This is a genomic window from Cupriavidus sp. 05N38 (assembly GCF_056397345.1).
In genome coordinates, this window is sequence record NZ_JBFTNF010000030.1 from 27,275 (window position 1) to 40,996 (window position 13,722).

The 13,722-nt window shown below is 68.1% G+C and carries 13 protein-coding genes; 12 read left to right on the plus strand and 1 reads right to left on the minus strand.

What is annotated here, in order from left to right:
- Window positions 1–78 precede the first annotated feature (78 nt).
- The 6 genes from accC to AC1DK4_RS21770 all read left to right on the plus strand — a co-directional run bounded on the left by accC (window position 79) and on the right by AC1DK4_RS21770 (window position 6,715).
- A complete protein-coding gene (gene accC / locus AC1DK4_RS21745) occupies window positions 79–1,446 on the plus strand; it encodes an acetyl-CoA carboxylase biotin carboxylase subunit (RefSeq protein WP_441617733.1) in 1,368 nt (455 codons plus the stop codon).
- A 43-nt stretch (window positions 1,447–1,489) separates the two neighbouring features.
- On the plus strand, window positions 1,490–2,404 hold the full coding sequence (gene prmA, locus AC1DK4_RS21750) for a 50S ribosomal protein L11 methyltransferase (protein WP_441617735.1): 915 nt from the start codon (window positions 1,490–1,492) through the stop codon (window positions 2,402–2,404).
- 9 nt (window positions 2,405–2,413) lie between these two features.
- The gene (locus AC1DK4_RS21755) at window positions 2,414–4,567 is read left to right on the plus strand and encodes a DUF3426 domain-containing protein (RefSeq protein WP_441617737.1); all 2,154 of its coding nucleotides are present in this window, start codon (window positions 2,414–2,416) and stop codon (window positions 4,565–4,567) included.
- Between the two features lie 94 nt (window positions 4,568–4,661).
- Window positions 4,662–5,162: a thiol peroxidase gene (gene tpx / locus AC1DK4_RS21760; RefSeq protein ID WP_441617738.1), complete on the plus strand. Its 501-nt coding sequence runs from the start codon at window positions 4,662–4,664 to the stop codon at window positions 5,160–5,162.
- Between the two features lie 116 nt (window positions 5,163–5,278).
- Window positions 5,279–6,226 carry a carbohydrate kinase family protein gene (locus AC1DK4_RS21765; RefSeq protein ID WP_441617740.1) on the plus strand — a complete coding sequence of 316 codons (948 nt, stop codon included), beginning with the start codon at window positions 5,279–5,281 and terminating at the stop codon, window positions 6,224–6,226.
- A gap of 21 nt (window positions 6,227–6,247) precedes the next feature.
- Entirely contained in the window at window positions 6,248–6,715 is a 468-nt protein-coding gene (locus AC1DK4_RS21770; protein WP_441617742.1) for an outer membrane lipoprotein, read from the plus strand.
- 293 nt (window positions 6,716–7,008) lie between these two features.
- On the opposite strand, the gene AC1DK4_RS21775 is transcribed toward AC1DK4_RS21770, so the two are convergent.
- A complete protein-coding gene (locus tag AC1DK4_RS21775) occupies window positions 7,009–7,584 on the minus strand; it encodes a histone H1-like DNA-binding protein (RefSeq protein WP_477115885.1) in 576 nt (191 codons plus the stop codon).
- A 736-nt stretch (window positions 7,585–8,320) separates the two neighbouring features.
- On the opposite strand from AC1DK4_RS21775, the gene AC1DK4_RS21780 reads away from it, so the two are divergent.
- The 6 genes from AC1DK4_RS21780 (at window position 8,321) to AC1DK4_RS21805 (ending at window position 13,694) form a co-directional block, all read left to right on the plus strand.
- Window positions 8,321–8,497, plus strand: coding sequence for a hypothetical protein (locus AC1DK4_RS21780; protein ID WP_441617746.1), 177 nt, complete (start codon window positions 8,321–8,323; stop codon window positions 8,495–8,497).
- Between the two features lie 67 nt (window positions 8,498–8,564).
- Entirely contained in the window at window positions 8,565–8,705 is a 141-nt protein-coding gene (locus AC1DK4_RS21785; protein WP_441617748.1) for a hypothetical protein, read from the plus strand.
- Between the two features lie 606 nt (window positions 8,706–9,311).
- The gene (locus tag AC1DK4_RS21790; RefSeq protein WP_441617750.1) at window positions 9,312–9,794 is read left to right on the plus strand and encodes a DUF2147 domain-containing protein; all 483 of its coding nucleotides are present in this window, start codon (window positions 9,312–9,314) and stop codon (window positions 9,792–9,794) included.
- 341 nt (window positions 9,795–10,135) lie between these two features.
- Window positions 10,136–11,461 (plus strand): MFS transporter, encoded by a 1,326-nt coding sequence (locus AC1DK4_RS21795; RefSeq protein WP_441617923.1) that lies wholly within the window; start codon window positions 10,136–10,138, stop codon window positions 11,459–11,461.
- A 15-nt stretch (window positions 11,462–11,476) separates the two neighbouring features.
- Complete coding sequence (locus AC1DK4_RS21800) at window positions 11,477–12,709, plus strand: metal-dependent hydrolase family protein (RefSeq protein ID WP_441617752.1); 1,233 nt, start codon at window positions 11,477–11,479, stop codon at window positions 12,707–12,709.
- Between the two features lie 82 nt (window positions 12,710–12,791).
- A complete protein-coding gene (locus tag AC1DK4_RS21805) occupies window positions 12,792–13,694 on the plus strand; it encodes a LysR substrate-binding domain-containing protein (RefSeq protein WP_441617754.1) in 903 nt (300 codons plus the stop codon).
- Window positions 13,695–13,722 lie beyond the last annotated feature (28 nt).

Here is a 13,722-nt window from a genome sequence, read left to right on the forward strand (position 1 = left end):
GCCCCCATACCGGCCGCGCCGCCGGGGGCGCCACGATCCGCAGCGGTGGGACTGCCCTTCTCCTCGCAGAGAGTGACTATGTTTGAAAAAATTCTGATCGCGAACCGCGGTGAAATCGCCCTTCGCATCCAGCGCGCCTGCCGCGAACTCGGCATCAAGACCGTCGTGGTGTATTCGGAAGCCGACAAGGAAGCCAAATACGTCAAGCTGGCCGACGAAGCCGTGTGCATCGGCCCGGCGCCTTCGCCGTTGTCCTACCTCAACATGCCGGCCATCATCTCGGCCGCCGAGGTGACTGACTCGCAAGCCATCCATCCGGGCTACGGCTTCCTGTCGGAAAACGCCGACTTCGCCGAGCGCGTGGAAAAATCCGGCTTCGTCTTCATCGGCCCGAGCTCCGAGAACATCCGCCTGATGGGCGACAAGGTCTCGGCCAAGCAAGCCATGATCAAGTCCGGCGTGCCCTGCGTGCCGGGCTCCGAAGGCGCGCTGCCGGAAGACCCGAAGGAAATCCTGGCGACTGCCCGCAGCGTCGGCTATCCGGTCATCATCAAGGCGGCTGGCGGTGGCGGCGGACGCGGCATGCGCGTGGTGCACACCGAGGCGGCCCTGGTCAACGCGGTCAACATGACGCGCGAGGAAGCCGGCCGTGCCTTCGGCAACCCGGAGGTCTACATGGAGAAATTCCTGGAGAACCCCCGCCACGTCGAGATCCAGATCCTGGCCGACCAGCACCGCCAGGCGATCTGGCTGGGCGAGCGCGACTGCTCCATGCAGCGCCGCCACCAGAAGGTCATCGAGGAGGCGCCGGCACCCCACATCCCGCGCCGCCTGATCGAGCGCATCGGCGACCGCTGCGCCGAGGCCTGCAAGAAAATCGGCTACCGCGGCGCCGGCACCTTCGAGTTCCTGTACGAGAACGGCGAGTTCTACTTCATCGAGATGAACACGCGCGTGCAGGTCGAGCACCCGGTCACGGAGATGATCACCGGCATCGACATCGTGCAGGAGCAGATCCGCATCGCCTTCGGCGAGAAGCTGCGCTGGCGCCAGAAGGACGTGCAACTGCGCGGCCACGCCATCGAATGCCGCATCAACGCCGAGGATCCGTTCAAGTTCACTCCGTCGCCGGGCCGCATCACCGCCTGGCACATGCCGGGCGGCCCCGGCGTGCGGGTGGACTCGCACGCGTATGATGGCTACTTCGTGCCGCCCAACTATGATTCGATGATCGGCAAGATCATCACCTACGGCGCCACCCGCGAGCAGGCCATCGCCCGCATGCGGATCGCGCTGTCGGAAATGGTGGTGGACGGCATCCAGACCAACGTACCGCTGCACCGCGAGCTGATGCTCGATGCCAACTTCGTCGAAGGCGGCACCAGCATCCACTATCTCGAGCACCGCCTGGCCCAGAAGAACGTGGCCAAGGGCGGCAAGATCTGAAGCCCGGCGCAGCCAAGCAACAACGGATCGACAAGGATCGCCTGTGGCATTTCAGGAATGTGTGATCGAAATCGCACAAGACCAGGCCGAAGCCTGGTCTGACGCGCTGTTCGACCTCGGCGCGCTGTCGGTCTCGGTGGAAGACGCCGATGCCGACACGCCCGACGAGCAGCCGCTGTTCGGCGAGCCCGGGCTGGAACCCACCCGCCTGGCATGGAACCGCTCGCGCGTGGTGGCGCTGTTCGACGACGTCACCGATCCCGCGCTGGTGGTGGCCGCCGCCGCCAACGCGCTAGGCGCCGGTGAGGTGCCCCCCTACGAGTTGCGCCCGGTCGAGGACCAGGACTGGGTGCGCCTGACGCAATCCCAGTTCACGCCCATCCGCATCGGCGAGCGCATCTGGGTGGTGCCATCCTGGCATGAAGCGCCGGAACCCGACGCAGTGGTGCTGGAGCTCGATCCGGGCCTGGCCTTCGGCACCGGCAGCCATCCCACCACGCGACTGTGCATGCAGTGGCTGGAACAGAACATCAAGTCCGGCGAGTCGGTGCTCGACTACGGCTGCGGCTCCGGCATCCTCGCCATCGTGGCGAAGAAGCTGGGCGCGGGCGACACGCTCGGCATCGATATCGACCCCAACGCGGTGGAAGCCTCGCGCCACAACGCGCAGCGCAACCGCGTGGAAGCCGCCTTCGCGCTGCCGGAGAGCGTCTCCGACGCCAGCTATGACCTGGTGGTGGCCAATATCCTGTCCAATCCGCTCAAGCTGATGGCCGCCATGCTGAGCGCGCGGGTCCGCCCGGGCGGACGCCTGGTGCTGTCCGGCGTGCTGGAGCGCCAGGCCGACGAAGTCGCCGCCGCCTATGCGCCCTGGCTCGCCATGTCGGTCTGGCGCAGCGAGGAGGGCTGGGTGTGCCTGCACGGCACCCGCGGCGAAGGCCCCGGCGTCAAGCACTGAGCGCCGCCGATGGCCGCAGCCAAGCTCGTCACGCGTTGTCCGGCTTGCCGCACCGCTTTCCGGCTGGTAGCAGACCAGCTGCGCCTGCGCCAGGGGCTGGTGCGCTGCGGCCAGTGCGACACTGTCTTCGATGCGCGCGAACACCTGATCGAGCTGCCGGCGCCTGAGGCGGTCCCCAGTCCCGAGCCAAGTCCCGAGCCAAGCCCCGTCGCCATCGCTCCGCAGGAACCCGCGCAGGAAGCCAGCCAGGAAGCAGTGGCGCCGGCATCTCCCCCTGCGCACGCCGGCGCGCGCCGCCGGGCCCCGCGCACACCGCACGAAAAGACGTTCGAGGATGCCCGCGACGGCGCCCACGACAGCACCCATGAGGATGGCCATCAGGACGGCCATCAGGACGATCACCAGGGCGCCCATGAAAGCCCGCACGAGGCCGCGCATGCGCATGCGCGTGCGCCGCGCGCCCCGCGCAAGCGGGCGCATGCTCCGGCGCATCCCGAAGCAGAGGCGAAAGCGGGCGACGCGCACGGCGAGCTTCCCGCCGCGCCCGCCCCCGCCTCGCCCTTCGTCCCGCCCTTCGACCCAGGCTATGACGTGCCGGCGCTCGATGCGCCCACCATCATGCTGTACCAGACACAGGCCGAAGCCGACCAGGCCGCGGAAGCCGCCGGGATGGCCAGGCGGCAGGCCGCAAGCGAAGCCAGCGCGGCCAGCGCCGAAGACGATGCGCCCTCCGCAGTCTTCGTTCCTGGCGTGATCGAGGACGAACCGGGCCAGCCTCTCGAACAGGCTGCCTACGACGATCACGCCATGCCCGCGGAGATCGCCGGGCAGGCCGAAGTGGCAGAAAGCGCTGAAAATGCCGAAAGCCTCGAGCGCGCCGGCACCGACAGCATGCCCGCGACCCCTGGCGAGGCTGACGCGGTCAAGGACGTCGCCGATACCGTCAATGCGGCCGGTGCCGCCGGTACAGCAGGTACCGCCGAGACCACTGAAACCACCGATACCACCGAGACCACCGAGACCGCCAGCAGCCAGTCCACCGCGGAGCCGCACGTCGACGAAGCCGCTGCCGAGGCAATCCTCGCCCAGGAGGCAGCGACGCCCTGGCCCGCACTGGATCCCCGCACGCTGTCGGACGATCTGCCTCCCGCGGCATCCGGAGCATGGGCAATGGCCCAGGCACCGGATGCCGCTGTCGCCCCCGGATCCCTGGCGTCGGCCGAAGACATCGCAAGCGAGGCGCAGGCTGCCGCGCACAGCGTTCTGGAAGCCACCCCCGAAGTCGGCCCCGAGGTCGCGCCCGAGGTCAGCCCTGACGTCGCCGCGCAATTGCCGCAGCTGCCGCCCCTGGAAGCCAGCATCGACGATGCCACGCACACCGCGGACATCACGGACAGCGCCGACACGCAGAGGCCCGCCGAGCCGGCTCTCGCACGGCAGGACGACGCCGGGCCAGCGCCTGCCAGGCAAGCCTCGCCCGCCGCGCACGAAGCACCTGCGCCCGTCCCGAGCGCGAGCGGCTACCTGCGCGCGGAGGCGCAGGACGACTTTCCCGAGATTCCCGCCGCCATCGCCCGTGAGCAGGCCGTGCGCCAGTGGACGCGCCAGGATGTACCCGACGTGCCGGTGTTCGCGCCCGACTTCCTGCGCCATGCGCGCGAGCGCGATCCCGGCCCCGCCAGGCGCAAGCGCACGCTGCAGAAGCTGGCGATCGGCGTGCTGGTGGCGGCAGCGCTGGCGCAGATCGCCTTCCTTGCCCGCAGCCAGTTGTCGGGGCAGTTCCCCGCGCTGCGTCCCGCCTTCGAGGCGCTGTGCGCGCCGCTCGGCTGCGAGGTGGCGCCATGGCGCGACATCGACGCCCTGCGCATCGAAAGCTCGCAGCTGCAGAAGCAGGACGAGGAATCCGACGTCTTCCTGCTCGCCGTCACCATGCGCAACCAGAGCCGCGCCACCGTGGCGCTGCCCGCCATCGAGCTGGTGATGACCGACCTGCAGGACCAGCTCCTGCTGCGCAAGGTCCTGCAACCGGCCGACTACCTCGAACCCGGGCAGAAGGCCTTCGCCACGCAAGGCTTGCGCGCGGGCACGGAGCTGCCGGTTCGGGTACGATTCCGAACGCAGCAGGCGGCCGCCAACTACCGCGTGCTGATCTTCTACCCCTGAATTCCGCCGGGGCCGCCGCCAGTGCCGGGCGCCCCGATTTGCCTCCCCGGCTCGCATCCCCGACATGCGGCCCCCTTCTGCTACAGGAGCACATATGAGCAACGTCACCCTCGGCGGCAACGCCATCGAAATCGGCGGCAAGTTTCCGCAAGCCGGCGACAAGGCCCCCGCATTCTCACTGGTCGGCAAGGACCTGAAGGACGTCGCGCTGGCCGATTTCGCCGGCAAGCGCAAGGTGCTCAACATCGTCCCCAGCCTGGACACCCCGGTGTGCCAGGCATCGGCGCGCAAGTTCAACGAGGCCGCCAGCAGCCTGGCCAACACGGTGGTGCTGACCATCTCGGCCGACCTGCCCTTCGCCATGGGCCGCTTCTGCACGGCCGAAGGCCTGGCCAATGTGGTGACGCTGTCGCTGATGCGCGGCGCCGGCTTCAAGGACAGCTATGGCGTCGACATCAAGACCGGCCCGCTGGCCGGCGCCACCGCGCGCGCGGTGGTGGTGCTGGACGAGAACGACACCGTCAAGTACAGCGAGCTGGTGTCCGAAATCAAGAACGAACCGAACTACGACGCCGCCCTGGCCGCGCTGAAGTAAGCGCCCCGCCAGCAGGCCCCGGCCACCCTGTATCATGGGTGGCCTTTTTTTCGGCGGCCGCCAGCGATCGTGACGGCGTACGCCATCACGCATTTTTGCCAGCATTTGGAGAGAGCATGTCCAGCCTGATCTGTGGCTCCGTCGCCTACGACACCATCATGACGTTCGAGGGACGCTTCCGCGAACACATCCTGCCCGACCAGATCCATATGCTGAACGTGTCGTTCCTGGTCCCGGCCATGCGCCGCGAGTACGGCGGCTGCGCAGGCAACATCGCCTACACGCTCAAGCTGCTGGGCGGCGATCCGGTGGTCATGGCCACCGTCGGCACCGATGCCGAGCCCTATCTGCAATACCTGCGCGCGCTCGGCATCAGCACCGAGCACATCCGCACCCTGCCCGACACCTTCACCGCGCAGGCGATGATCACCACCGACCTGGACAACAACCAGATCACGGCCTTCCACCCGGGCGCAATGAGCCAGTCGCAGCTCTCGCACGTGCAGGACGCGCTCAAGGGCGGCACCCCGCCGGGCCTGGGCATCGTCGCCCCCGACAGTCGCGAGGGGATGCTGCACCACGCGCGCCAGTTCGCCGATGCCGGCGTGCCGTTCATCTTCGACCTGGGTCAGGCCATGCCCCTGTTCAACGGCGACGACCTGCGCCAGTTCGTTGAACTCGCCAGCTACGTGACGGTCAATGACTACGAAGCCCAGGTTCTGCTGTCGCGCACCGGCTGGACCAGCGAGCAGGTTGCCGCGCAGGTCCGCGCCTACATCGTCACCCACGGCGAGAAGGGCGCCACCGTGCACGCCAACGGTCAGCAGTACAATATTCCGGCCGTGCAAGCGGATCGCGTCGTCGATCCGACCGGCTGCGGCGATGCCTTCCGCGGCGGACTGCTGTACGGCATCGAGCGGGGCTTCGACTGGGAGACCACCGGCCGCCTCGCCAGCCTGATGGGCTCCATCAAGATCGCGCACCAGGGTCCGCAGAACCACAAGCTGTCGCGCGACGAAATCGGCCAGCGCTTCGAGGCGGCTTTCGGCTATCGGTACGAGTAACACTTTTCCGGGATCGATCCTATGCACACCCTGATTCGCACCAGCGCCCTCGCGCTTGCCGTCGCCGCCACGCTGGTGGCCGGCTGCGCATCGCAATCGAACTCCGCCAGCATCTACACGCCTGGGCAGGCGCAGCGCGAGCAGACCCTGCGCTATGGCGTGGTCGAGAGCATACGTGAAGTGCTGATTCAGGGTGACCAGACCGGCGCCGGCACCATCGCGGGCGGCGCGATCGGCGGCATCGCCGCCGGCAGCACCATCGGCGGCGGCGGCGGCTCGGTCGCCGCCGGCGTACTGGGTGCCGTGCTTGGCGGCATCGCGGGCAGCATGGCCGAGAACAAGATCAGCCAGCGCCGTGGCCTGGAGATCACCGTCAGGCTGGACAACGGCGAGATGCGTGCGATCGTGCAGGATGCGGACGAAGGCTTCCATCCGGGCGAGCGGGTGCGCCTGCTGTCCTCGGGCGGTACCACCCGCGTGACCCACTAAGCGGGCTCCCCGGAACGTTTCCGGCGCCGTTGCGCGGCCTTGGCCGCGGTGGCCCCAGGATTGTCGTACCGGCCTTGCGAAGGCGCCGCTCCCGGCACGGAACGGCGCCTTTTTCTTTGCCCGCGCCGTCTCCCGCAGCGATGCTGCGCGACCATGAAAAAACCCGCCGGGCTTGCACCATCGGCGGGTTGGCAAGACTAGCGTCTTGCGGACCGGATACGCAGTATCCGGTCAGTGCGGCACGCCATGCGTGCCTTGGCGATTCCCAGCGAGAGCCGTCGACAACGGCACGCTTACGGACGGGTACCCGTCGGGAACGGCCATGCCGCGGCCGGGTTCAGCGCGGTCTTGGCAGCCGCAGCAGGTGCAACGGCAGGGGCCGCGGCAGGCTTGCCGGCAGGCGCAGCCTTCTTGGCAGCACCCTTCTTGGCCGGGGCCGTCTTGGCAGCAGCCTTCTTGGCCGGTGCAGCCTTCTTGGCCGGCGCGGCCTTCTTGGCAGCAGCAGCCTTCTTGGCCGGCGCAGCCTTCTTAGCAGCAACCTTCTTGGCCGGTGCGGCCTTCTTCGCTACGACCTTCTTGGCGGCAGCTTTCTTGGCCGGTGCGGCCTTCTTCGCTACGACCTTCTTGGCGGCGGCTTTCTTGGCCGGTGCGGCCTTCTTCGCCGGCGCTGCCTTCTTCGCTACGACCTTCTTGGCAGCAGCCTTCTTCGCCGGTGCAGCCTTCTTAGCAGCCGGCGCAGCCTTCTTCGCCACGACCTTCTTGGCGGCGACCTTCTTCACTGCGGCCTTCTTGGCCGGGGCTGCTGCCTTCTTGGCGGCAGGCTTGGCGGCCTTCTTGGCCGCCGGTTTCTTCTTTGCAGTCGTTGCCATGGATAACTCCTTCACTAGAGAGTGAATATCGAATGACCTAAGTTGGCGACCCGACCGACCCGAGGCGCGATACAGCGCTGCGACCCCAATCGAGCGAGCGATTCATCGGCGCGCGGCTACACGGCGTCCGCACGCTAATGAATTCGGTGGCAGGGGCACCGCGGCGCGCGGTGCGAAAGTGGCCAAGCGGAGCCCGCAGCCGGGCTTCTGACGCTTGCCGCGCCCTGGAATATTCGATCTGCCCGCGCCATCCGTCGGATCGGCGCGCAGCATGAATTGAAGAGTTATCGGCCGGCACTGCCGCGATGCGGGCTAAGCCACGCGCACCGCGGTCGGCATTCGTTTGGGGGTAGTTCGCCCATCCCGTTACTGGGCCAAAGGAGACTGCACGCGTTTTTGAAAACCAGTACGGCTTGGTCTGCGTCAAAGTTCTAGTGCTCCTGAGCTACCTGTTCCATTGCATCGAATCTGGTGGCGCTCATCGTTCTGCATCGCGTCCAACATCATCGTTCGATCAGCATCGATCTTGCCAACCACCATCACAACTACAACCACAGCCATGCAATGAAGTGAGACTCTTGTCAAGGCGAATCATAATTCGTTTGTTGGGCGATGTTAAGAAAAAAGTGCAAAAAAACTTGCGCACGCGCATGACAACTTCTTCATCGTCAGCGTTGCGCTTCGCCTTCCTCGACTTCGCACCTGCGCGACGCACTCTCGACGCGTTCCATCGCACATGAAAATCGCCTGGCACGAACTCGGCGCCGCGAAAAAAAACAGCGCCGCGCGAGCGCGCAGTCATCGTCGACGCGACTCGGAATTTTCCGTGCGCGCATCGTCGCGCTTGCGGGCAACACGCAGCGGCAACACCTTCGCCGTCTCTCGTCGCGATCACCGGAACCCGCATGAATAAAGGCTTTCCGGGAAGTCGGAAATTTCCTGGGAAAGCGCGACGCGTAACGTCGCGCGTTGGCGCGCGCGTGTTCCGCAGCATCGCCGGCGGACGCGTCGCGCATCGTCGCGACGTTGCGCGCGCCGTCTCGCCACGACGCTTCGGCGCTGCGCGCGCGCTGCTTGCTTCGACGCGCACCGCGCGTGCCCGCGAGCAGCGCGAACAGTGATGCGTCGACGCAACGGTCGGCGCATCGTCACCGCGATGCGAGCAGCACGAAGCGTGCGTCGCGCATCGTCGTACGCCATCGTCGCGAACACCGCGAAGAACGAATGCCCTCTCGAGACGGGCGCGGCGATGCACCGGTGCTGCCGCACGATCGCTCATCGCTTCCTCTGCTTGCCGGCCTTCGTCCGACTCGCGCCGACGCGCCACGCCGCGTTCGTTCCCGCGATGTCGTTGCGCTGCGCGCGAGCGCGCAAGTACCGCGCACTGATCGAAGTCCCGCGCTTCGACACGCGAGCCATGCCGGGCAGGAGTTCAACCGCAGCGGCGCGCACCAGGCGGCCCGGGCAGATGCGTGACGGCGCAACGCCCTGCCCTCACTTGAAACGAACGCCTAGAGGATTGCTTCGGGGGCGGTGAAGGGGTCGGTTTTGCTGCACGACAAAATATCCCCTCTTCCAGCAACGGCGCCGGTTTGCGGCCGGCTCCCAGGGTTGCTTTGGTGCGTACGCAAATGCGCCCCTCGGATTGCGGCTGACGCGCTTCGCCAGTAGATTGGCGTGAGCGCGCCACGCTGGCGCGTCCACCAACTTGAACAGAGGAGAACCCGATGCACTTTACTGCCCCCCGCCGCGCCGCACGCGGCGCCGTCATGGCGGCGCGCATTGCCGTGCTTGCCGGCGCGTTGCTGGGTAGCGCCGCGGCGCTGGCCCAGGCCTCGCCAGCCGGCTCGTGGAAGACCATCGACGATGCCACTGGCAAGCCGCGCGGCCTGGTGGAGATCACCGAGAGCAACGGCGTCTACACCGGCAAGCTGGTCAAGAGCTTCGTCGACATGGAGGGCAAGTCCAAGGTGTGCGACAAGTGCACCGACGCACGGCACGACCAGCCCATCATCGGCCTGACCATCATCACCGGCGTGCGCAAGACCGCCGACAACGAATGGGGCGGCGGCGAGATCCTCGACCCTGAGAATGGCAAGGTCTACAAGACCAAGCTGTCGCTGGCGAACGACGGCAACAAGCTCAACGTGCGCGGCTTCATCGGCATCAGCCTGCTTGGCCGCACCCAGACCTGGGAGCGCGAGCGCTAGTCTCGCCCGCGGTGGAGCCGGCGCCCGCGGCGGCGCCGGCTCCGCATCCTTCCGCCTCTTCCTTCCGTCTCTTCCTTCCGCGTCCTCCCGCCGCACGCCCTGGTCTCACCCCCACAGCATCTCCACAGCGTCCCCGCAGCGTCCCCGCAGCGTCCCCGCCTGCCATGCGCTGCCCGCATGGCGACATGCGCAGAATTCGTTTCCGGCACGGCCGCGCTGCTCCTAACATCGGCTCTACCTGCCGTGCGCCGATGTATCTCCCGACCGCGCCGGGCGGCGCTGCCACGCCGGCCCGGCATCCCGCGGTCCGCACAGCGCAGTCCGACAACCAGGAGGAAGTGATGCACGCAAGCGCCCGCCCAGAAGCGCCACCGATCGTCAGCGGCCAGCAACGCCGCCGCGCCATCGTCGCCACCGTGATCGGCAACGGTCTCGAGTGGTTCGATTTCACCGTCTACAGCTTCTTCGCCGTCATCATCGCGAAGCTCTTCTTCCCCACCGGCAACGACCTCTCGTCACTGCTGCTGGCGGTCGCCACCTTCGGCGTGGGCTTCTTCATGCGGCCGGTCGGCGGCATCATCCTCGGCGTCTACGCCGACCGCGTGGGCCGCAAGGCCGCGCTGTCGCTGACCATCCTGCTGATGGCGCTGGGCACCACACTGATCGGCCTGGCGCCCACCTACGAGCACATCGGCATCTTCGCGCCGCTGCTGATCGTGGTGGCGCGGCTGCTGCAGGGCTTCTCCGCCGGCGGTGAGATGGGCGGCGCCACCGCCTTCCTGACCGAGTACGCACCCGCCGAGCGGCGCGCCTACTACTCGAGCTGGATCCAGGCCAGCATCGGCGTCGCCGTATTGCTGGGCGCGGCAGTGGGCACCTTTGTGACCTCCGCGCTGAGCACCGAAGCGCTCAACAGCTGGGGCTGGCGCCTGCCCTTCCTGCTCGGCATCGTGATCGGGCCGGTCGGCTACTACATCCGCCATCATCTCGACGAGACCCCGACGTTCCGCGACAGCGACGACAAGTCCGACTCGCCGCTGGCAGAAGTGCTGCGCGACTACCCGCGCCAGACCGCGGCCAGCTTCTCGATGGTGATCCTGTGGACGGTCTGCACCTACGTGCTGCTGTTCTACATGCCGACGTACTCGGTCAAAGTGCTCCATGTGCCGCAGTCGACCGGCTTCGTCGCGGGCATGGTCGGCGGCCTCGCCATCATGGTGTGCTCGCCGCTGGTCGGCCTGCTGGCCGATCGCATCGGGCGGCGCGTGCTGCTGTCCGGCTCGGCCCTGCTGATCCTGCTGCTGGCCTACCCGATGTTCGTCTATATCAACCAGGCGCCGGGGCTGGCTTCGCTGCTGGTGTTCCAGCTCGTGTTCGGCGTGCTGATCGCCGCCTACACCGGTCCGATCCTCGCTGCGTTCTCCGAGCTGTTCCCCGCCAAGGTGCTGTCCACCGGCCTTTCGGTCGCCTACAACCTGGCGGTCACCATCTTCGGCGGCTTCGCGTCGTTCATCATCACCTGGCTGATCGCCAGCACCGGCAGCACCATGGCGCCGGCGTTCTACGTGATGTTCGCCGCCGCCATCAGCCTCGCCGGCACGCGCTTCGTGCGCGAGCCTGCCTACCTGCGCACGGCGCAGGCCAGCCGCGCCACCCAACCCGCATAGATCGAGCGTCATCGCATGAAACAGATTCTCCTCAGGGGCGGCAACGTCCTCGACCCCGCCCACGGCACGCTCCTGCAACGCCACGACGTGCTGATCGAAGGCGAGCGCATCGCCCAGGTGTCGGCCACGCCGGTCCACGCGCCCGGCGCGCAGGTGATCGACCTGGCCGGCAAGACCGTGATGCCCGGCCTGATCGACTGCCATGTGCACGTGCTGGCGTCGCTCGCCAACCTTGGCCTGAACGCGGTGCAGCCCAATGTGCTGGTGGCGTTCCGCGCCATGCCGATCATGAAGGCCATGCTCGAGCGCGGCTTCACCACCGTACGCGATGCCGGCGGCGCCGACTGGGGCCTGTCGCAAGCCATCGAGACCGGCCTGGTGCCCGGCCCGCGCATCTTCCCTTCGGGCAGGGCGCTCTCGCAGACCGGCGGGCATGGCGACTTCCGCCCGCGCGCCGACGTGCTCGAGCCATGTTCCTGCGCTTTCCGCGCCGGCGCCATCGCCCGTGTGGCCGATGGCGTGGATGCCGTGCGCCTGGCGGTGCGCGAGGAGATCCAGAAGGGCGCCACGCAGATCAAGATCATGGCGTCGGGCGGCGTGGCCTCGCCCACCGACCCGATCGGCAACACGCAATACAGCGAGGACGAGATCCGCGCCATCGTGGCCGAGGCCGAGGCCGCCCAGACCTACGTGATGGCGCACGCCTACACCGGCCGCGCCATCGCTCGCGCGGTGCGCTGCGGAGTCCGCACCATCGAGCACGGCAACCTGGTCGACCGCGAGGCCGCGCGCGTGATGCGCGAGCATGGCGCCTTCGTGGTGCCCACCCTTGTCACCTACGAGTCGCTTGCGCGCGACGGCGCGCGGCTCGGCCTGCCGGCCGAATCGGTCGCCAAGATCGAGACCGTGCGCCAGGCCGGGCGCGACTCGCTGGCCATCTACGCGGAGGCCGGCGTGCCGATGGGCTTCGGCTCCGACCTGCTGGGGGAAATGCACCGCGACCAGTCCGACGAGTTCCGCATCCGCGCCGAACTGCTCGGCAACCTCGAGGCGATCCGCAGCGCAACCTCTGTCGCCGCCGCGATCCTGCAGCGCGAGGGCGAGCTCGGCACCGTGCGTGCCGGCGCGCTGGCCGACCTGATCGCCGTGGACGGCAACCCGCTCGCCGACATCGGTCTGCTGTGCGGCCAGGGCGAGCATCTCGCGCTGGTGATGCAGGCCGGCCGGCTGCACCGCCAGCCCGCCTGACCGGTGTCCCGCCTGCGCCCGCGCAACGCGGGCGGCTGGCATCGCGGACTATCATGGCGGCTGGACCGTCTCGCCTGCCGCCATGCGCATCTCTCCGCTCCCTCCCCTGCCCTGCCTGGTCGCCTTCGAGTCCGCCATGCGGCATGGCAGCTTCACCCGTGCCGCCAGCGAACTGCATCTCACGCAAAGCGCGATCAGCCGGCAGGTCGCGCAGCTCGAGCGCTTCCTCGGCAAGAAGCTCTTCGTGCGCGAGCCGCGCGCGCTGCGCCTGACGGTCAGCGGCCAGGCCTATGCCGAGGAGGTGCAGCGCCTGCTGGCGGCATGCGCCGCGGCCACCGAGGACGTGATGAAGCGCAAGGGCCACGGCGAGCTGACGGTTGCATGCTCGTCCGGCGTGGCCGTGCTGTGGCTGACGCCGCGGCTGCCGAGATTCCGCGCCGCTCATCCGGACATCCACCTGCGCCTGCTGGTCAACGACAGCCTGGCCTCGCTCTCGCCCGCGGAGTTCGATGTCGGCATGTATTTCCTGCGCGAGGGCCCGCCGCCGGGTCTCGCTTCGCGCCGCCTGTATGACGAGGAGGTATTTCCCGTCTGCGCGCCGGGCTATCTTGGCGGCCGCCGGCTCGCGCCGGCCGACCTGCCCGGCGAGACCTTGCTGATGCTGGAGGATGGCCAGCGACAGTGGATGTCGTGGCAGGTCTGGCTGGCCCAAAACGGCGTGGCCGACGCGCGCGCGACGCACACGCTGGTGGCCAACCAGTATCCGATCCTGCTGCAGCTGGCGATGGAAGGCCAGGGGATCGCGCTGGGATGGCGCCACATGATCGACCGCTGCGTGGCGCAGGGGCTGCTGGTGCGCGCCTGCGACGCCAGCGCGAGCCTGGGCGGTGGCTACTATGCGGTGTGGCCCCAGGACCGCGCCGAGGGTGCGGCGGCGCGCGCCTTCCGCCACTGGCTGGCGCAACAGAGTTCGGAAGGCCAGTAGGGTCTGTCCTTGCGGCGGGTTCAGCAAA